At 40.1% G+C, this 21,039-nt stretch carries 15 protein-coding genes and 1 pseudogene; 7 read left to right on the top strand and 9 right to left on the bottom strand.

Translation table 11 applies throughout. The features are described 5' to 3' along the window. Nucleotides 1–114 precede the first annotated feature (114 nt). From D5018_RS01780 to D5018_RS01750, 7 genes and pseudogenes are all read right to left on the bottom strand, one after another. Nucleotides 115–570 (bottom strand): c-type cytochrome, encoded by a 456-nt coding sequence (locus tag D5018_RS01780; RefSeq protein WP_121837268.1) that lies wholly within the window; start codon nucleotides 568–570, stop codon nucleotides 115–117. A gap of 66 nt (nucleotides 571–636) precedes the next feature. Next, nucleotides 637–1,692: a bifunctional transcriptional activator/DNA repair enzyme AdaA gene (locus D5018_RS01775; protein ID WP_121837267.1), complete on the bottom strand. Its 1,056-nt coding sequence runs from the start codon at nucleotides 1,690–1,692 to the stop codon at nucleotides 637–639. Nucleotides 1,693–1,858: 166 nt separating this feature from the next. Further along, nucleotides 1,859–2,341 (bottom strand): annotated as a pseudogene (locus tag D5018_RS01770) (FKBP-type peptidyl-prolyl cis-trans isomerase); the annotation flags it as partial. Between the two features lie 86 nt (nucleotides 2,342–2,427). Next, nucleotides 2,428–2,613: a DUF3545 family protein gene (locus D5018_RS01765; RefSeq protein ID WP_121837265.1), complete on the bottom strand. Its 186-nt coding sequence runs from the start codon at nucleotides 2,611–2,613 to the stop codon at nucleotides 2,428–2,430. 193 nt (nucleotides 2,614–2,806) lie between these two features. Continuing rightward, nucleotides 2,807–4,444, bottom strand: a complete 1,638-nt coding sequence (gene pgi, locus D5018_RS01760; protein ID WP_121837264.1) for a glucose-6-phosphate isomerase — start codon at nucleotides 4,442–4,444, stop codon at nucleotides 2,807–2,809. 108 nt (nucleotides 4,445–4,552) lie between these two features. After that, nucleotides 4,553–5,509 (bottom strand): transaldolase, encoded by a 957-nt coding sequence (gene tal, locus D5018_RS01755; protein WP_121837263.1) that lies wholly within the window; start codon nucleotides 5,507–5,509, stop codon nucleotides 4,553–4,555. 204 nt (nucleotides 5,510–5,713) lie between these two features. Beyond that, entirely contained in the window at nucleotides 5,714–6,202 is a 489-nt protein-coding gene (locus D5018_RS01750; protein ID WP_243637356.1) for a YqaA family protein, read from the bottom strand. Between the two features lie 434 nt (nucleotides 6,203–6,636). Here D5018_RS01750 and D5018_RS01745 point away from each other — a divergent pair, with 434 nt between their 5' ends. Then, nucleotides 6,637–8,103, top strand: a complete 1,467-nt coding sequence (locus D5018_RS01745) for a hypothetical protein (RefSeq protein WP_121837261.1) — start codon at nucleotides 6,637–6,639, stop codon at nucleotides 8,101–8,103. A 78-nt stretch (nucleotides 8,104–8,181) separates the two neighbouring features. Here the strand turns inward: D5018_RS01745 and D5018_RS01740 are convergent, their stop codons facing one another. Beyond that, on the bottom strand, nucleotides 8,182–10,548 hold the full coding sequence (locus D5018_RS01740) for a phosphoketolase family protein (RefSeq protein ID WP_121837260.1): 2,367 nt from the start codon (nucleotides 10,546–10,548) through the stop codon (nucleotides 8,182–8,184). A gap of 485 nt (nucleotides 10,549–11,033) precedes the next feature. Here D5018_RS01740 and D5018_RS01735 point away from each other — a divergent pair, with 485 nt between their 5' ends. From D5018_RS01735 to D5018_RS01725, 3 genes are all read left to right on the top strand, one after another. Beyond that, the gene (locus tag D5018_RS01735; protein WP_121837259.1) at nucleotides 11,034–12,473 is read left to right on the top strand and encodes an alanine/glycine:cation symporter family protein; all 1,440 of its coding nucleotides are present in this window, start codon (nucleotides 11,034–11,036) and stop codon (nucleotides 12,471–12,473) included. A 2-nt stretch (nucleotides 12,474–12,475) separates the two neighbouring features. Continuing rightward, entirely contained in the window at nucleotides 12,476–13,243 is a 768-nt protein-coding gene (yaaA, locus tag D5018_RS01730) for a peroxide stress protein YaaA (RefSeq protein ID WP_121837258.1), read from the top strand. A gap of 211 nt (nucleotides 13,244–13,454) precedes the next feature. Further along, complete coding sequence (locus tag D5018_RS01725) at nucleotides 13,455–14,819, top strand: ankyrin repeat domain-containing protein (protein WP_121837257.1); 1,365 nt, start codon at nucleotides 13,455–13,457, stop codon at nucleotides 14,817–14,819. 99 nt (nucleotides 14,820–14,918) lie between these two features. Here D5018_RS01725 and rpsT read toward each other — a convergent pair whose 3' ends face one another. Next, nucleotides 14,919–15,185: a 30S ribosomal protein S20 gene (gene rpsT, locus D5018_RS01720; RefSeq protein WP_121837256.1), complete on the bottom strand. Its 267-nt coding sequence runs from the start codon at nucleotides 15,183–15,185 to the stop codon at nucleotides 14,919–14,921. Nucleotides 15,186–15,499: 314 nt separating this feature from the next. Between rpsT and murJ the strand changes: the two genes are divergently transcribed. From murJ to ileS, 3 genes are all read left to right on the top strand, one after another. Then, a complete protein-coding gene (gene murJ / locus D5018_RS01715) occupies nucleotides 15,500–17,065 on the top strand; it encodes a murein biosynthesis integral membrane protein MurJ (protein ID WP_121837255.1) in 1,566 nt (521 codons plus the stop codon). 57 nt (nucleotides 17,066–17,122) lie between these two features. After that, on the top strand, nucleotides 17,123–18,058 hold the full coding sequence (ribF, locus tag D5018_RS01710) for a bifunctional riboflavin kinase/FAD synthetase (protein WP_121837254.1): 936 nt from the start codon (nucleotides 17,123–17,125) through the stop codon (nucleotides 18,056–18,058). A gap of 147 nt (nucleotides 18,059–18,205) precedes the next feature. Continuing rightward, the gene (gene ileS, locus D5018_RS01705; protein ID WP_121837253.1) at nucleotides 18,206–21,028 is read left to right on the top strand and encodes an isoleucine--tRNA ligase; all 2,823 of its coding nucleotides are present in this window, start codon (nucleotides 18,206–18,208) and stop codon (nucleotides 21,026–21,028) included. The last annotated feature ends 11 nt before the right edge of the window (nucleotides 21,029–21,039 follow it).

Genomic DNA, 21,039 nt, shown 5'->3' with positions numbered 1-21,039 from the left:
CGAATGAAGCCTTTTTTCTATCTTTTTATCATCTTATGCTTAAGATCCTGTCTATGAGTTGAACATAAAAAAGCGAGCTACTTATCAGCTCGCTTTTTTGTTAAGAAAGACTAATTAGTCTTTCTTATAAGCGTCATGACAGCTTTTACATGTCTTCGCTACTGCACCGAAGGCTTTTTTCAGTTGACCATGGCTTGCGTTATTATTTGCAGCTTGAGCCAACAGTTCTGAATTCTTGATAAAAGTTTTCATTTTGCCTTCAAAGTCAGCCATTTTAGTATCAATTTTAGCGAGTGCTTCAGTATTCCCTTTGTATGTACCAGGGATGAATGCTTCTAAAGGTAATTTAGCTAGCGCAGCAACATTTTCAGCTCTTTGTTTGAAAACTGCTGCATCCATTGGCTTTTTCTTTCTAAGCATTTTAGACATATCACCGAAATTATAGGCAATCATGCTAAATGAAGATTGGCGGTACTCAATAGCCTTTTCTGGCTTTTTGAAGTTGTTAGCTAGGGCTGGTGTCATCATTGTTGTAGCTAATGCAGATGCCACAATGAGTTTTTTAAACATGGATACGTCCCAATTTATTATTTGTTTGTGATTTCGATTGTAAACAATTCGTTTATTGATTTAAATCTAAATCACATTTTTGCTTTCATGTTCAAGTAGCCAGCGCTTTCTTTCAAGCCCTCCACCATAACCGGTTAGAGAACCATCTTTGCCGATGACTCTATGGCAGGGAGTAATAATAGCGACACGATTCATGCCATTGGCTGAAGCCACTGCTCTTACCGCTTTAGGGTTATTGATTGCTTGCGCTTGTTGCTGATATGAATGAGTTTCACCATAAGGGATGTGTTGAAGTATTTCCCATACTTGTTGTTGAAACTCTGTCCCCGGAGTATCTAGACTAACTTCAAAGTGCTTCCGTTTACCTTGAAAGTATTCATTTATCTCACGTTTAGCTTGGCAGCTGTGTTCATTTTCGCCAATAACAATGTGAGCATTTAAACGCTTTTGTAAGTCTTTAAATTCAGTTTCAAGCATTCGTCTATCTACAAATTCTAACAAACAAACTCCTTTATTTGTGGCGCAAACAAACATTGGACCTATGGGGGTGCCAACTCGTGATATTAAAATGGTTTGTTGTTCGTGGGCTTGCTTAGGAGACTTTCCTAAGACCTTTTTAAAGGTATAGCCAAAGCCACTGAGTGAGTCATAGCCGCTATCAAGAGCGGTTTCCGTAGTCGTTTTGCCTGATTGCAACTCTTCAAAGGCGGTATTGACACGGAACATTCGCTGATAAGTTTGAAATGTGATCCCGTAATGCTTTTTAAACCAACGCCTTAAATTCTCGGGGCTTAGGTTTTGCTGTCTTAATTGATAGTCGGTTACTTTTTGCTTAGGGTTATCTTGGACTAATTGAATGGCTTGTTGAACGTCCTCAGGTGTCTCTTGGTTATTCGCCGTTGGTTTACAAACTTTACATGGACGATAACCAGCGTTAAGTGCATCTTTAATCTCAGAGAAAAACTCCACGTTCTCGAATTTAGGCTTTCTAGCTCGGCAGGTCGCAATGCAAAAAATGTTAGTGGTTTTTACGCCGACGATAAAACTACCAAGGTAACTGGCATCTCTATTAAGTAATGCTTTGTAATAGGTCTTGATTTGTTGCTGATCGGTTATGTGCATTTGAGCTTACTAATAAAATAATTCGATAACCGCTACTTTAGAAATACTTAGCTGTAGCCGCAACCGAAAAATTGACAAGTATTTTTTTGAAATGGATATAGGGTGTTTTAATGTATGCAAAATAGAGAAGAACAGCCTTGATTAGGCTGTTCTTTTTAAATCATTAATGACCGCAACTTGCGCCAGGAGCGTGGATATGACCGTGGGCAACTTCTTCTTCGGTAGCTTCACGCACATCAACAACTTCAAGGTGGAAGCTTAAATCTTTGCCTGTTAGTGGGTGGTTACCGTCAACGATGATGCTTTCATCTTTAACTTCAGTTACTACAACTGGTACTTGGCCGTTATCGGTTTCAGCCATAAAACGCATACCCGGAACGATATCTTCAATTTCACCAAACGCTGTTAATGGTACTTCTTGGATTAGTTCTTCTTGTGGCTCACCGTAAGCGTCTTTGGCTGCAACTTCAACGTCAACTTTCTCGCCTTTGGCTTTGCCCTCAAGCGCCGATTCTAATGCAGGAATCATATTGTTAGCACCATGTAGATAGTACATAGGCTCTGCTGCGAATGAATCCTCAATCAGCTCTCCCGTTTTTTCAGAAAGACGATAATGTACGGTAACAGCACTGTGTTTGGTGATTTTCATATTTACTCCGGATTTGATTTTGTGTGGATGATAACACAAATCAAAAAGAGCGCCAGTGGGCGCTCTTTGGGGTTACTAGAAAGGTATTAAGCTAGGATATCGTTGTAATCCAACTGAAAGTTATTATCTATTTCTTTGAGTTCTTTTAATAGCTTATGTTTATCTTTTAGGGTTTCGATTTCACGCCATTTGCGCTTTTTATTAGAGCTTTTCGTTCTTGTAGGTCTTTCAACAACGTTGTCCAATACGCTCGCATAATCCAACTGTCCCATAGCAACCTCCTGTTGTTTGATCGAACAATTCATAGATATCATGATTTGTATGATTAGTGCAAATACTTTGTTTTCATTTTGTTAAATTTTATTGTTCTGACTTAGGGACAATCTAATAGGTAATTATTACTTTAAAATGACAGGAGCGAGTTGAGCCTAAAAAAGGCGCTCGATTGAGCGCCTAAAAGAAAAGCTAGATTTGATTACTATTGAAGCAGTTTATAAGTGCATTAGTAGATGCATCAAATTTATTGCATTGATTAGATGGGTTAAGTTCAGCTAATACGTTCACACCAAGTACTTTGCCTAGTTCTACACCCCATTGATCAAATGAGTTGATATCCCAAATAGCGCCTTGAACAAACGTTCTGTGTTCATAAAGTGCAATCAGTGAACCCAGCGTCTTAGGTGTAAGTTTATCCATCAAAATGGTGTTGCTAGGGCGATTCCCTGGCATAACCTTGTGTTTAGCTATTACATCTTTTTCTGCATCAGATAGTGATGAGTTTGCTAATTCTGCCAATGATTCTTCATATGTACGGCCTTGCATCAAGGCTTGAGTTTGGCCAAAACAGTTAGAGGCCAACTGAGCGTGATGTTCGCCAAGTGGGTTATGGCTGTTTAATGGCATGATGAAATCAGCGGGAATTAACGCAGTACCTTGGTGGATTAACTGGTGATAAGCATGTTGGCCATTTGTACCTTCACCACCCCAAATTATTGGGCCTGTGGTGTAATCAAGTTCGTCACCTGCAAGGTTTACAGATTTACCGTTACTTTCCATATCCAACTGTTGAATATAGGCTGGTAAGCCGCGTAAGTAGTGATCGTAAGTCAATACGACTTGTGACTGGCTACCGTAGAAATTGCTGTACCACAAAGAAATCATTCCCATTAATACAGGCATGTTTTGCTCTAATGGCTGAGTTGCAAAATGCTCATCCATTTCAGCAGCACCAGCTAGAAGCTCTCTAAACGCATTAAAGCCGATTAACAGCGCTACTGGTAAGCCGATAGCAGACCACATGGAGTAGCGACCGCCAACCCAGTCCCACATAGGGAAAATGTTATTGGCATCGATACCAAACTCGGTGGCTTTGGGTACGTTCGACGTAATCGCAACAAAGTGTTTTGCTACTGCTGATTGCTCAGCGCCAGAATCCAACAGCCATTTTCTTGCTGATAAGGTATTAGTTAATGTTTCTTGAGTCGAAAACGACTTAGAAGACATAACGAACAATGTAGTTTCAGGATCTAACCCTTTTAGCTTTTCAACGATTGAAGTGGCATCTACGTTGGCCACAAAGTGGCAGTTAAGGTGGCCAGTCCAAAATGGGCGAAGCGCTTGAGATGCGATTTTTGGGCCTAAGAATGAACCGCCGATACCGATACTTACGATGTCTGTGATGGTTTTACCTGTGTGACCTTTCCAAGTACCTTGGTGAACGTCAGCAACAAATTGCTCCATTTTAGCCAGTGTTTGTTGAACTTCAGGAACAATGTTTTCACCGTTGACTCGAATGTCTGCATTTGAATCTGCGCGAAGTGCTGTGTGCAATACCGCTCGATTTTCTGTGGTATTAATGGCTTCACCAGCGAACATGGCTTTTATTTTTGCTGGGAGATTAGCTGAGTTAGCTAATTCAATAAGAAGTTCGAGCGCTTTATCATCGAGACGGTTTTTAGAATAGTCGAATAAGAAGCCACAGCTTTTTAAAGACATTTTTTCAAAACGTTGTGGATCTTCTTTAAATAACTCACGCATATGCTTGATGCTTGGCTGATGAGATGAAAGAGCTTGCCAAGCTGAAGATTCGGTTAGATGGGACATGTAACGCTTCTCCTGAGTTAAGTCCGTTTAGGATTTAATAACTGTTAAATTAGTTATGTAGAATAAATAAAACAGGCGACCTAAGTCGCCTGAGTATTTTATAGTTTTTTAAGCTTGTAACTTAGATTTAAGCATCACTTCAAGCTTGTCTTGATCTATCGCAAAGTTTCTAATGCCTTCTGCCAGTTTTTCAACCGCCATAGCATCTTGGTTAAACTGCCAACGGAACTCTGCTTCAGTAAGTTGTGTAGGTTCTTTTTTACTGGCTTCAACAGGGCTTAGCTTGCGTTCAACTGTAAGTTCTGAATTTGTAAGCTCTTCTAATAGTGAAGGACCGATAGTGAGACGATCACAGCCTGCCAACTCTAAGATTTCCCCAGTGTTACGGAAGCTAGCACCCATTACAATAGTGTTGTAGCCATGTTCTTTGTAGTACTGGTAAATTTCAGTAACAGATTGAACTCCAGGATCTTCTTGAGCTGTATAGTCTTTTTGATGTGCTTTTTTGTACCAATCTAAAATACGACCGACAAAAGGTGAGATCAGATATACATCTGCTTCAGCACAAGCTCTAGCTTGAGCAAAGCTAAACAATAACGTTAAGTTACAGTTAATGCCTTCTTGCTCAAGTTCCTTAGCAGCAGCAATGCCTTCCCAAGTTGAAGCAAGTTTGATAAGGATACGAGACTTATCGATACCAGCATCTTGATATAGCTTGATAAGCTTATGAGCTTTAGCGATAGATGCTTCTTTATCAAAAGACAGATGTGCGTCTACTTCGGTAGACATGCGGCCTGGTACATATTTAAGAATTTCAACACCGATGTTGACTGCCAGTTTATCAGCAGCATCTTCAATTTGTTGCTCAAGGTTACCACTTTGAGATTTTGCCCAATTTACGGCGTCTTCAATTAAATTCGCATACTGTGGAATTTCAGATGCTTTTAAAATAAGTGATGGGTTGGTGGTGGCATCTTCTGGTTGGTATCGTTTGATACTTTCAATATCACCAGTATCGGCAACTACAGTGGTGTGTTGCTTTAGCTGTTCTAAGCTGTTTGTCATGAGATACTTCTTAACATAAAAAGAGTTTTCAGTATTAAAAACTATTTTAAAGTAAATTCCAATATCTTGAAATTAAATTACTAAAAATACTTGAAATAGATAATTTCTGTGGCAGCTAATGCGCATTCTAAAGCAAAAATGTAACTTTATTTACATTTTTGCTTTAGGAGGGAGAAGTAAACTAGAGGCCATATAGTCTCTGGGTTAAAGGGCGTATAACGTTAAATAGGCTAAAACACAATAACGACCTGCTTTTCCTATTGTGACGAGTGTGAAGAAGTGAAGTAATTTAACTCTTAATACTCCCGCAATTAATGTTAGAGGATCACCTATGACAGGCAACCATGCAAAACACAACGATAAAGTACCGTATTTTTTAAATCTTTGTTGAGCTTGCTCAAGTTCTTTGTCTGAGATTTTTAGCCAACGTTGCGCTTTGCTTTGGGAAAGATATGCACCGATAAGATAGTTGGTGTAAGAACCAAGAACATTACCTATGCTGGCTACAACGACTAATGCTGTCGGTGATAACCCTGATATCAATAAAGAAACCAAAATAACTTCTGAGCCAAGGGGGAGTATCGTAGCGGCTAAAAATGCGGCAGAAAACAGTCCTGCATACCCAAAATCAACTAAAAAATCCATAAAATTAGATTGATACAAAAGTCGAATTTTATCATAAGTGGATTTCAAGATGCTTGGCTTAAATCGTTTTTGTATTCTAGGGCGTGTTGATCTTTCGTGTTTATTTTTGCAGCGATAAATTGGTTATCTTATGCAAGGCAGAGTTTGTGAAGTGTGGCTGCCCCACATAAACAGACGATAACGCAGCAGAAGTGACCAATTTACGTTGTCTTCGATGCTTTTGAGCACTTCCTGTTCTTTGTTGTGAGCAGCTCTCTGAGTTGACTAAGCTTCACTGCTCACGCCTTGAACAGAAAAGTGCTCAAATAGCACAAAATTTAATCCTGAAAGATCAACACGCCCTAGGTTGAGAAAACTACAGAGTGAAGAAAATATACGTACTGAACTTCGTTAAATATTAAGCTATGTGCTTTTCGTATCTGCTTAGCGGAATTCTTTTGTCTATAGTTAACGTTAGTTATAACTATGGGCAAGGACGAGTTATGTACAGTCAAGTAATACGAATAGTTTCATTAGTGATATTAGTTTGCATTTCTGCATCAACTATAGCAGGTGAAGGGCAAGATGCAGCTAAAGTAGATGGAGGTATTCTATTAGAGATAGGGATAAAAAACCAAAGGCAATCGACCGTTAAGATAAACAAAACACTTGGTTTTTTTAGGGTTAATAACATAGATACATTACCAAGATACGGTTTGCTTTTAAGGGAGAGAAGATCAAAAAAAGAAATAAGAATATCTCCCTATGATCTAGGTGCTGAAACAGCATCTGTTTCAGGTGAGGGGGCTGTGTTGGGAGGGGAAATATTATACGATGATATCGTTAGTGATGTGTTCAGGCAGGGGCAAAGAATTCGTCGGATAAAAGTTGATTTCAAAAGTTTCGTCATTGATACGCCTTTCAAAAATCGAGCAGATAGGGTTGACCTTGAAGGTTCCAGATTCTATGACATTTTTTTAATTGATGGGAATCAAAATATTATTAGTGGTGTTGCTGAAGAAATAACTAAGACATCTATACCTGTTGAGATTGTCAATATTAATTATAAAACTCACATTTATATTGAAGGGGAAACATATTTTAATGACGTTAGAGTACGAACAGGTAGGATCGATATTCCTGATTCATATCCAGTAAGAAACTTTTTTTATGCTTTAAAAAGCAATAAAGTTAAGCAAAAAAAAGAAGGAACATATACAACAAATCACTTAGTTTCATATGTCAATGATTACGTTAGACCTCAACAAAGATCATCAAATAAAATTTATTCAGATCCCAAACGGAATAGCATTTTTTTCCAGACATATGAAGAGATAGAACTAGGTCATGCACCTGGAAGCGTTTATGCTTTACCTCTTGGGTATTTACCGAGTACGGTCATTCTTGGTGATGACATCTTTGGAAAAGGGCTAAGTTCTGGTTGGTATGAACCCTCTTTATACATGAGTGCAAGATATCCTTATCAAAGCGATTTTGGAACGATTAAAAAGCAACCTAACAAACCCAATGTTAGAGTGTCAGAGTTAGACCGCGAAATTGTTTCGCTCATCACTCACGTCAATACTTCCCAAGGGAATCGTTATTTTGATCCTAAGCCCTTGGAACAGCCAGAATTTCATAAACAGCGATTTTATATTGTAAGCAAGTATGATAAAGAGGGTCGTATAGAGTTAAAGCCACTAAATAAACTACACGGTGAAGATAAAACAGCGCAAAATATCAGTTTAAAAGACATCGCTAATGGCGATAAAGTCTGGTATGGAAGTTCTGTTCGTTGGTTTTCAACCGACCTTAGCGGTAAATTAGTTATTAGAGATGGCTACCTTGGTTGGCATGATCCTCGAGGAAAATACGCATTTCTTAAACTGCATAATGGTCAACCCGCAACAGGGAAATATGCACCTAAAGTAGGTACGGTTTTTGTTTTTAATTGGGCAAAATGGAATTAAAATTAGATCTAATATTATAAAAAAGGCCGTCAAGCTTATACTGACGGCCTTTTTGCCATTAAAGCGAATGCGCTTAGATTAGCGAGTCCACACCCAGTCTTCGATGTGCTTAGGATCCACACCGTGTACTTTGATGTAGTTGTTATGGTCAACAAGACGCTGCAACATATCTGTGGTGATATCAACATGCTGTGGCTCGTCGATAACACCTTGTTGGAACAACTTGTAAGCCATATCAATGACTAAGTGGAAACGAGAAGTACCGTTACGTACACCCATATCGAATGGAGTTGTAGTAGAACCTTCTTCTTCGTAACCTTTAATACGGAAACGCTTACAACCTTTGTAATCAAAGATAAGTTTCTTAATGGTGTTTGGATAACCGTGATAGTTGAATACAACACCTTTATCTTCAGTAAAGATTTCATCCATTAGCCAAGGTTTAGCTTGGAACTCTGGGCTACCTAGACCGCTTGAAGTTAGTTCAGTAACGCTCACGAAACGAACACGTACACGTGGAAGCATTTCACGGATAAGTACTAGAGCAGCCATGGCTTCTTGAGTTACATAGTCACCACATGCCGCTAGAATTACATCTGGGTTTTCGTCAGAAGCGAAGTCCCAAACCATTACACCATCAGCAGCTTGCTTACGAGCTTCTTCTAGGTTCAACCATTGAGGAAGTTCTTTCTTACCAGCAACTAGAATGTTTAGCTTGTCACGACCTGCATATGCTTTTTCTGTATATACCAGAGTGCTGTTTGCATCCGCTGGTAAGTATGCAGAAGTGATCTTAGGGTGTTTCTCTAGCATCGCACCTAAGAACGATGGGTTTTGGTGAGAGTAACCGTTGTGATCTTGACGCTCTAGTAGTGAAGACAATACTACGTTGCAAGATGGTAAAGGCTTACGGAAATGTACACCTTGGCTTGCATAAACGTATTTACAGTATTGGTCAGCCATTGAAGAAATAACTTGTGAGAAAGACTCATAAGTTGGGAACATACCGTGACGACCCGTTACTGTGTAGCCGTGAAGCATCCCGAACAGTAAGTTTTCAGAAAGTAGTTCTAGTACACGACCATCACGAGCCATGTCTTTATCCCATTCTTCGATAGGCCACTGCCATGCACGGTCAGTTTCTTCGAATACCGCTTGAAGCTGGTTAGAGTATGTTTCGTCAGGGCTGAAGATACGTAGGTTACGTTGATCGCGGTTTAGCTTAAACGCTTCACGCATCCACTCACCCATCTTGTTCATCGAGAAGCCACGGTGACCGCGAGGTACTTCTGGACCATAAGATAGCTTGTTTAGATCTGGGTTGTTCAGTGCGCGAACAACTTCACCGCCATAGCTTAGGTGTTGACGACCACAGCATAACTCTTTTGGTGGAAGTAAAGACTGAATGTCTTTATCGAAAGTTAAATGACCATGAGCGTCTTGCTTATATAGCTCATCGAACTTGTAGCTTGCTAACCAAGCATCTAATGCTTCAAGGTGTTCTTTATTCGTCGCACACTTGTTAACGATAACTTGGTGAGAGTCACAGTTGCCTTCAAGCTTGTTACCGTTGTCTTCAGAAACACCAGTCCAACCTTTAGCTGTACGCATTAAGATTACAGGCCAACGTGGTTTTTCTACATCTTCACCGTTACGAGCACGAGTTTGAACGTCATTGATGATTTCGTATGCTTTGTCCATAGCCTCAGCCATAGTTACATACACGTCACCTTCTTCTTGATCGTCCACAATGATTGGGTGATAACCAAGACCACGGAATTCAAGATCTAACTCTTCGTGGCTCATACGACCCATACGAGTAGGGCCAGAAATCTTATAACCATTGATGTGAACGATAGGAAGTACTGCACCATCAGTCGCTGGGTTGATAAGACGGTTTGCATACCAAGATGCCGCTAGAGGACCTGTTTCGGCTTCACCATCACCAACAAGCACTGTTGCGATTAGGTTAGGGTTATCTAGAACCGCACCAAAACCAACAGATAAAGAGTAACCTAGCTCACCACCTTCAAGAATTTGACCAGGAGCTTCTGGGTTAGCGTGTGAAGGATAACCGTATGCTGCTGAAAATTTCTTACAAATATCGACGATGCCGTCTTCGTTGTAAGGAATGATGTCTGGGTAGTAGTGGCTTAGTGAGCCTTCAATGAATAAGTTAGCTTGAACAGCTGGGAAACCGTGGCCTGGTCCAACTAAGTATAAGAAAGGACGTTGGTTTTTTACAATAAGACGATTTACATGTGCATAAACGAAGTTAATGCCGGGACATGTTCCCCAGTGACCTAAAAGTCGCGGTTTGATGTCGCCATGTTCAAGAGGTCTTTTGTGTAAGACGTTCTTTTTAAGATAAATTTGAGATGTTGCTAGAAAGTTTGATGCTCTTACTAATTTTTTTAGAGCAGTAATTTCTCTTGCTTGGGTCATGTTAGCCTCACTGGAGCAAACGAGATGAATACAACTAAATACCTGTGGCTATAATATTTGTAATTTAGTTACAAAAATGTGCTTTACATCCAATTTTTAATTATTACGTTGAAAATAATTAAAAACTTTTTACTTATCTCTCACATTTGAAAGTTTTGGTTTTGGCAGGCTGTGAGGATGGAGTAATGCCGAGAGCTATCCCTAGTGTGAAAGCCGACTTTAGCTTATTCAATATCCAGATTCGAGATGAAATCGTTGTATAAAGCAACAAATGTGAGGTGGATCACGGCTTCATTTGTTGAGAGTTTTAGGAATTAAACATAACAGGCTGAAGGTACCTACTGAACGACCTAGTGTCAGTAGGAAAGCTTAAAAAAGTCACAGTGAGCCAAATTGAAAGTGTTAGGTTGAACTGTGGTCATTTTGAGTATGGCTCTTTTTTTAGTAAGCTATGAGGCTTTGATGTAATACAAGGTAGAGATTGGATGCTAGAAACCATTATTGATTTCTTGAACGGATTATTGTGGGGCAAACTATTAGTTTACGCACTTGTCGGAGCTGGTGTTTATTTCACCTTAGGTCTTAAATTAATTCAATTGACAGAGTTTAAGCACTCTATTCACTTAATGAAGATCAGCCGCGATAAAGCGAAGGGTGGCCTTTCTTCTTTCCAAGTATTTTGTACTTCTATGGCCGCTCGTGTTGGCGCAGGTAATATGGCCGGCGTTGCAGTTGCAATTGGTGCTGGTGGCCCTGGGGCTGTCTTCTGGATGTGGTTGATTGCTGTATTAGGTATGGCTACAGCCATGATCGAAGGCACATTAGCACAAGTATATAAAGTACGCGATGATGACGGTGAATTCCGTGGTGGTCCTGCTTATTATATGGAAAGAGGGTTAGGGCAACGTTGGATGGGTATTTTATTTTCCATCTTATTGATTATTGCATTTGGTCTGGTGTTTAGCGCAGTACAAGCTAACACCATTAGCTCTGCTATTAGCAGCATTTATCATGTTGATGATTTATGGACCGGTATTATTATTGTTGTTGCAACCGCTTTTGTGATTATGGGCGGTATGCGTAAAGTAGCCAGAGTATCTGAATTACTTGTACCTATTATGGCTGTTGCTTATGTGGCTGTAGCCTTTGTGATTGTCTTTATGAATGTGACTGAGCTACCACGTATCTTTATGCTTGTAGTTAAAAGTGCGTTTGGTTGGCAAGAAGTGGCTGCTGGTGGTGTTGCTTATGCAGTTGCGCAGGCAATGCAAGCGGGTATCGCACGTGGTCTGTTTTCTAATGAAGCCGGTATGGGGAGTGCAGCTAATATCGCAGCGAGTGCAACACCAAATCCAAATCATCCTGCGTCACAAGGTTATGTGCAGATGATTGGGGTATTTATTGACACTATCGTGATTTGTACGGCAACCGCGGCAATTATTCTTCTTGCTGGTGATATTCCTGCCGGTAAAGATGGTATTGCAGTAACTATTGAAGCCTTGAATAATCACATTGGAAGCTTTGGTAGTTTATTCTTCGCCTTTGCGATTTTGTTGTTTTGTTTTACTTCTATTATTGCGAATTATTCTTACGCTGAGACTAATATTCTGTTTATCGCTAAGCACGGTAAACTTTGGGTTAACCTTTTAAAGGTAGCTGTTTTAGGTATGGTCATGTTTGGTTCTCTAGCTAAAATCAGTCTAGTGTGGAATTTAGCTGATGTTGCAATGGGGCTGATGGCATTAGTCAACTTGTCAGCATTGCTATTGTTATCAGGTATTGCCTTTAAAGTGATCAAAGATTATCGCCAGCAAGTGAAAGAGGGCGTAGAGCCGGAATTTGATCCTAATAAATTTCCTGAGCTTGCTAAAGAACTTAATGACGATATTTGGCAGCCTGCTGAGAATAAATCTATCAAGGAGTAGATATGTTGATATTAGTATCTCCAGCCAAAACGCTGGATATGGAAAACTCTGCTACAACTACTGAATTCACGCAGCCTGTATTGCTTGAGCAAAGTGCTGAGCTTATTAAGGTATGTAAAGAACTGACTCCAGCTGATATAGCCAGTTTAATGAAAGTAAGTGATAAAATTGCTGGATTAAATGCTGCAAGATTTGCTGAGTGGCAACCAGAGTTCAACCTCAAGAATGCTAAGCAAGCTTTGTTTGCGTTTAGAGGTGATGTGTATACAGGGTTAGACGCGGATTCTTTGTCTGCTGATTCATTGCAAAAAGCGCAATCTTGCCTGCGTATGCTTTCAGGGTTATATGGCGTCCTTAAACCGTTAGATTTAATGCAAGCGTATCGCTTAGAAATGGGAACAAAACTCTCTAATGCTCGTGGAAGCAATTTATATCAATTTTGGGGTGACATTATTACGGAGAAGCTAAACCAAGAGCTAACTGATGATGACTTGGTTGTGAACCTTGCTTCTAATGAATATTTTAAAGCGGTTAAACCTAAATTGTTAAAAGGTGAGCTAATTACTCCTGAATTTAAGGATTTTAAATCAGGTAAATATAAGGTGATTAGCTTTTACGCTAAAAAAGCAAGAGGTATGATGGCACGTTTTATTATTGAAAATGATATTAAGACCCGCGATCAACTAGAAACTTTTGATGTGGCTGGTTATTACTACAGTAAAGAACAATCCACTTATGCTAAACCTGTCTTTTTAAGGGAAGAACAATAAATATTATTGGCACCAACAGCTGCAACGGCTGTTGGTGTTTTATACAAAGCAACTCTTAACTGCTCCTTTGATTCTATTTCATATACTCGTGATACTTGAAGATGCAACTTTCAAGTAGCTATGTATTAAATTAATTTGAATTAACATTTGAAACTTAGCCTACAAGGGTATGTCAGCTATAAATAACAACTTACAATATTAAGAGGTTTTTATGGCTTACGGCACAGCAATAAATAATGAAAAAACATGGCTAATGGCAACGCTCGTTACTCATCCTGAACAAGTTTCAACATTTGAAGTCGGTGGTGAACCAAGATTACAAACTGATTCAAAAACAATTTCTGGATGGGGGCAAAGAGATAAGTTTCAACTCGAAGTTAAATTATCTGATCAGCGTGTGGTCACGTTGTTATGTGAAAGACAAAAAGGGTGGGTTAATGGTGCTCACCCCAGATGGAAATGCACAAACCTAGAGAGAGAAGCCTATTGTTTCTGTACAAGAGACGCTAACCCCAAAGTCGCTTCTTCGGTAAAACATAGTTTAATGTCTAGAAAGCCATTACATTTATTTGTCGCGGTGATTAATGGAAAGAAAAGCGATGTTGATGATCAATTACGTTTACCAATAAACCTAGCGGTTAAAACCCATTACTCTAATTTGGGGCCAGATGTTCTTCATGAAGCAAATGTTAGGTTAGATTATTGTTCTGATGATATCTATGACGGTCAATCGGTACTGCATCTTGCCGTTCTAGGGAAACGGTCTGTGCTTATTCATGCACTTGTTGCAGGAGGTGCGGATCTTGAGCAGGTGAATAATTCAAAGGAGACACCACTCGAGTTGGCTGTTAAATCTGGAAGGACTGCAGAATCCCAAGCCTTAATGAAAGAGGGCGCTGTTACGCAAGGTCGAACTTTAATGCAAAAGGCTTTAGTTGCGGGTAATTTATCTTACCCTTATTCAACTGATGTGGCCAAATCATTGCTTGCCAATGGTGCAAAATTGGACGAGCAAGACAGTAAACAACGTACTGCACTACTCAACATGATCATAGCAGGGAATGAAAAAGGAATCATTTTTGCTTTACAAAATGGAGCCAGTTTAGGTATATGCGATAAGAATGGGCATAATGCATTATCAGCAATGGTGAAAAGTAAACAGCGCGTTCAGTACCTTAATCTTGTTTTTACTCATTGCGACATTCAAGGTCAGCAAATTAACAGTGAACCTTTTAAAAGAGCATTCGAATTTGCTGCTAGGTGTGGCTATTGCAATGCACTGCAGATTTTTATCGATAAAGGAATAGAGCAAACTGAACTGCCAAATGAACCATTTCCTAGTAAGGAGCTTATGGCTGCAGCTGAAAATAGAACTGATAATGCCTGTCAGCTTCTGTTGAGGGATTGGTTTAAAAAGCATCCAGACATGAAATTAAATACTCTTAAATCTACACAATCTAAGGTTAAGTTTGAAAAATTATTACAACGGACTGATATGGGAAAATCGTGGTCTACTTATCTTACAAATACCCAAGATGTTGGAGAGCCTGAACTCCCCCAAAAGATAATGAAATAGCAGCATAGTAAATACACCGTAAGGGGGCTAAAAGTTGCATCTCATTATTGGACATAAAAAAACCGGCTGAAGCCGGTTTTTTTAGAGAACTAACGAAAATTAAGCAGCAAGTGCTTTGATTTTTGCATTCAAGCGAGCCTTATGACGAGCTGCTTTGTTCTTGTGGATTAAACCTTTAGTTGCCATACGGTCAACGATAGGTTGTGCTGCATTGAAAGCTTCAGTTGCAGCAGCGTGATCGCCAGCCTTGATAGCAGCGATAACTTTTTTAAGATAAGTGCGTAGCATAGAGCGACGGCTTGCGTTGTGTTGACGACGCTTTTCAGATTGAATCGCGCGTTTTTTTGCAGACTTGCTATTAGCCAAGGTGCAACTCCTAAAAACTGGATTTGATACTTTATTAAGGCCGAGGAATATGCCTGATCATCGTTGAAATGTCAATCTAAAAGACACACAAAAACGATCAAATCCGAAGGATTTGGCGATCATCAACCTAACTCGTGTAAAATGTGGCGCAATTCTACCAGCTAATTACAGTCTGAGCGATAGTTTTTTTGATAAATCGGGAGTAAAAATATAGTTCTGCCAAATCTAGACTATAACTAGCTGTAATTTACGATTAATATTGATCGTTTCTGTGGTGACATATCTATTAACTCCCAAGCTTTTTTGGAGATATCTTGAGTAAAAAATTATTAAAATCCGGCATTATTGTCAGTGTTATGACCTTAATTTCTCGTGTATTGGGATTAGTTCGTGACGTGGTTATCGCAAACCTTGTTGGGGCTGGAACCAGCGCAGATGTATTCTTTTTTGCTAATAGAATTCCAAACTTTTTACGCCGTTTATTTGCTGAAGGAGCATTTAATCAAGCATTTGTGCCGGTACTGACGGAATACCAAGAAACAAAATCACAGCAAGAAACAAGAGAGTTGATTTCTAAAGTGGCTGGTACTTTAGGGTTAATCATTACCATTGTTACTTTTTTAGCCATGATAGGTTCTCCAGTCGTTGCAGCGTTATTTGGAGCAGGCTGGTTTTGGGATTGGGTGAATGATGGTCCTAATGCAGGTAAATATGAACTTGCATCGTTAATGCTGAAAATTACTTTTCCTTATCTTTGGTTTATTACTTTTACTGCCTTGGCAGGTTCAATATTAAACACTAAAGGACGATTCGCCGTTTCTGCGTTTACGCCTGTATTCCTTAATATAGCCATGATTGCTGCGGCAATTTGGATTTCTCCTAAAATGGAACAACCAGAGGTTGGTTTAGCAATAGGTGTGTTTTTAGGTGGTTTGATTCAATTTTTGTTTCAAATCCCATTTTTATACAGAGAAAGAGTATTAGTTAAGCCATCTTGGGGATGGAAACATCCTGGGGTGGTTAAAATTCGAACTTTAATGATTCCAGCATTATTTGGTGTGTCAGTAAGTCAGATAAACCTATTGTTTGACACTTTTATAGCTAGCTTTTTGATCACAGGTTCCATCAGTTGGCTGTATTATTCTGACCGATTACTTGAATTTCCATTAGGTTTGTTCGGGATCGCTATCGCAACCGTTATTTTACCAGCTTTGTCTAAAAAACATGTTAATAATGAAGGCGCTGGTTTTAGCCATACTATGGATTTTGGCGTCAAGTTCATCTTAATGTTGGGGGTTCCAGCAATGGTGGGGTTGATCCTGTTAGCCAAGCCAATGCTTATGGTGTTATTTATGCGAGGGGAGTTTGATTATTTTGATGTAACTCAAGCCTCATACTCTCTTATTGCATATGGAACAGGCCTTTTAAGTTTTATGATGGTTAAGGTGTTAGCACCGGGATATTATTCTCGACAAGATACCAAAACCCCTGTTCGTTTCGGTATTATAGCTATGGTAAGTAATATGGTCTTGAACGTCATTTTTGCCGTTCCTTTTGGTTATGTGGGATTAGCTGTGGCTACGTCTTTTTCAGCTCTTTTAAACGCAAGCCTACTTTACTATGGTTTGCATAAAGCTGAGGTATATCAATTTAGCCGTTCAACATTAATCTATTTTGTGAAAGTTGTTGTCGCTACTGCTGTTATGGGGACTGTTTTATATCATTTCGATTTGGTTACAGAAGCTTGGTTAAATCAAACCTTTTCTGAACGTTCAGGTTACTTAGCTTTACTTATAGGCATAGGGGCAATAAGTTATTTAATAAGCTTATTGTGTCTTGGTGTTAAACCATGGCGCTTGAAACCTGAATTAGATAGCTGACTCTGATCCTCACTTCGTTTATACTTTTGCGAATTAGCGTGCAATAACAGCTGAATAATGGAATTAATACGCGGGATCCACAATATTTTGCCATCTCACCATGGTTGTGTACTCACCATTGGGAACTTTGATGGTGTTCACCGAGGTCATGCCAAGGTCATTGCTAGTTTATTGGAAAAAGCTGAGCATTTTTCTTTACCAGCGACGGTAATGACCTTTGAACCTCAACCTCAAGAGTTATTTCAAGGTGAAAATGCTCCAGCAAGATTAAGTTTGTTGAGAGATAAGATCATTCTTCTTGATGAACTTGGTGTTGACCGTGTATTGTGCGTTAACTTCAACAAGCAATTTGCACAGATGCCAGCTGAAGATTTTATCAAAGAATTGTTGGTAAAAAAGTTAGGCATTAAATACCTAGTTGTGGGCGATGACTTTTGTTTTGGTGCCAAGCGCCAAGGTAACTTCAAAATGCTGTGCGAAGCTGGTGAAAAATATGGCTTTGCAGTGGTCAGTACCGAAAGCTTTATGTTGGGTAGTACTCGAGTAAGTTCGACCGCAATTCGCGAAACCTTATCTCAAGGAAATTTTGAAGCGGCAAGACGCATGCTTGGGCATCCCTATTTGCTCAGTGGTCGTGTTGCTCATGGTAAAAAATTGGGCAGAACTATTGGGTTTCCTACAGCAAACATTGCTCTAAAGCGTAATGTTGTACCTGTGCGGGGTGTGTTTGCCGTTCGCTGTTTTTGGCAAGACAGTGAGGTTTATGAAGGGGTGGCTAATATCGGTTTCCGCCCGACAGTAAATGGGCAAGTGTGCCAACTAGAAGTAAACATTTTTGACTTCAATGGTGATCTTTATGGTCAATATATTGAAGTCGAGCTTGTGGCTAAGATTCGTGATGAGAAACCATTTGAATCATTAGAAGCACTCAAGCAACAAATTGAAATAGATGCGAATGAAGCAAAAGCTTTGTTTGAAAATGATGCAGGGTAAATTACTATTTTACCTCAAATACCGTCATACCTGCGAAGGCAGGAAACGGAGTAACGACAGACTTTCATGTCGGTCATAGAGTGACTGAAGACACTAGACTCCTGCCTGCGCAGGAGTGACGTATATATTATTAATGGTATGGGATCAATGAGCGACTATAAATCTACATTGAATTTGCCTGAAACGGCGTTTCCAATGCGAGGAAACTTGGCTAATCGTGAGCCAGAAATGTTAAAGCGTTGGGATGAAGATAAACTTTATCAAGCAATTCGTGAAAGCCGCCAAGGCTGTAAGCCATTCATTTTGCATGATGGCCCTCCTTATGCGAATGGCAATATTCACATTGGTCACTCAGTAAACAAAATCCTAAAAGATATTATTATCAAGTCTAAAACCTTATCAGGTTTTGACGCGCCATATATTCCGGGCTGGGATTGTCATGGTCTACCTATTGAGCTTAAAGTTGAGCAAAAAGTGGGTAAGCCAGGCCATAAAGTTTCTGTTGCCGAATTCCGTGAAGAATGTCGTAAATATGCCGCTAAGCAAGTAGATGGTCAGCGTGATGACTTTATTCGCTTAGGTGTATTTGGTGATTGGCAAAACCCTTACTTGACCATGAACTTTGACACTGAAGCCAATATCATTCGCTCATTATCAAAAGTAATTGAAAATGGTCATCTACACAAAGGTGTGAAGCCGGTTCATTGGTGTACTGACTGTGGTTCTGCACTGGCAGAAGCTGAAGTTGAATACGAAGATAAAACTTCTCCAGCCATTGATGTTGCCTTTAAAGCAGTTGATGTTGAAGCGGTTACTACCAAGTTTGGTGTAAGCGGTTACTCTCACCCAGTGTCAACCGTTATTTGGACAACAACGCCTTGGACTCTTCCTGCAAACCGCGCTGTAGCATTAAGTGCTGATTTGGAATACGCACTTGTTGAGTTTACTAAAGATAGCGTGACTCAAGCATTAGTGCTTGGTGGTGTGTTAGTTGAAGACTGTATGAGCCGTTTTGGTGCTGAAAGCCACAAAGTACTTGGCACAGTGAAAGGCGCTGAATTAGAACACGCTCGTTTCGCACATCCATTTTACGATTACGATGTACCTGCAATTTTAGGCGATCACGTAACCACTGATGCGGGTACAGGTGTGGTTCATACCGCTCCGGGTCATGGTCAAGAAGACTTTGTAGTTGGTCAACAATATGGTTTAGAAGTTGCGAACCCTGTTGGCGATAACGGTGTTTATAAAGCGGACACTGAAATTTTTGCTGGTCAGCACGTATTCAAAGCGAACAAGGCAATTGTTGAATTATTGGAAGAGAAGCAAGTGCTTCTTAACCATGAAAACATTCGCCACAGCTATCCACATTGCTGGCGTCACAAAACGCCAATCATTTTCCGCGCGACGCCACAGTGGTTTGTATCCATGGACAACAATGGCTTGCGTTCGACTTCTTTAAATGAAATCGAAAAAACACAGTGGATCCCAGATTGGGGACAAAGCCGTATCGAAAAGATGGTTGAGAACCGTCCTGACTGGTGTATCTCTCGTCAACGTACTTGGGGTGTTCCGATTGCGTTATTCGTTCATAAAGAAACCGAAGAGCTTCACCCAGATAGTGTTTCTTTGATGCAACGTGTGGCTAATAAAGTTGAGCAACAAGGTATTCAAGCTTGGTTTGATTTAGAAGCCTCAGAGCTTTTAGGTGATGAAGCCGAACAATACCGTAAGATCACAGATACTCTAGATGTTTGGTATGACTCTGGTTCAACTTTCTCTTCTGTTGTAGCGAATCGCCCAGAATTCAATGGTGCAGATATTGACCTTTATTTAGAAGGTAGTGATCAACACCGTGGTTGGTTTATGTCGTCGTTGATGATCTCAACCGCGATGAATGGTAAAGCTCCGTATAAGCAAGTACTAACACATGGTTTCACGGTAGATGGACAAGGCCGCAAGATGTCTAAGTCAATTGGTAACGTGATTTCTCCTCAGCATGTGACTGGCAAGCTAGGCGCAGATATTCTACGTCTTTGGGTTGCGGCGACTGATTACAGTGGTGAAATGACGGTTTCGGATGAAATCTTAAAGCGTAGTGCTGATGCTTATCGCCGTATTCGTAATACAGGTCGTTTCTTATTGGCTAACCTGAGTGGCTTTAATCCTGAAACCGATATGGTTGACGTTAAAGACATGGTGGCGCTAGATCGTTGGGTTGTACGTCGTGCTCACGCTCTTCAAGAAGAAATTTTAGCGGCGTATGACGAGTATCACTTCCACGTAGTGACTCAAAAGCTGATGCAGTTCTGCTCAGTTGAATTAGGTAGCTTCTACCTTGATATCATTAAAGATCGTCAGTACACAGCGAAAACCGAAGGTCATGCTCGTCGTAGTTGTCAATCTGCATTGTACTTGATTTCAGAAGCGCTAGTTCGTTGGATTGCGCCAATCCTGAGCTTCACTGCTGATGAAATATGGCAGTTATTACCGGGTGAGCGTGATAAGTATGTATTTACTCAACACTGGTATGATGGTTTAGAGTCAGTAGTGACTGAGAGCGATTTGAGTGACGAATACTGGCAGCAACTATTAACGGTTCGTAACGAAGTGAACCGTGTACTTGAGCAAGCTCGCCGTGATAAAACCATTGGTGGCTCACTAGAAGCGGAAGTGACGTTATTTGCTAGCGATGAATTAATTGAGCAACTAAAACAAATTGATGATGAATTACGCTTTGTATTGCTGACATCAAAAGTAACCGTTTCTCCATTGGCTCAAGCACCTGCAGATGCTACGGTAACTGAACTTGAATCATTGAAGTTATCGATTGCTAAAAGTGATGCTTCTAAGTGTGAGCGTTGCTGGCACTTCAGTGATGATATAGGACAAACTGAGCAGCACCCAAGTTTGTGTCAACGTTGTGTGACCAACATTGAAGGCGAGGGTGAGCATCGTAAGTTTGCTTAACTCAAACATAA

Origin of the sequence: Parashewanella curva, from assembly GCF_003675895.1 — a bacterium.
GTDB classification, from domain to species: domain Bacteria; phylum Pseudomonadota; class Gammaproteobacteria; order Enterobacterales; family Shewanellaceae; genus Parashewanella; species Parashewanella curva.
The sequence above is the reverse complement of the archived record's forward strand: the minus strand, read 5'-3'. Positions and strand labels throughout refer to the sequence as shown.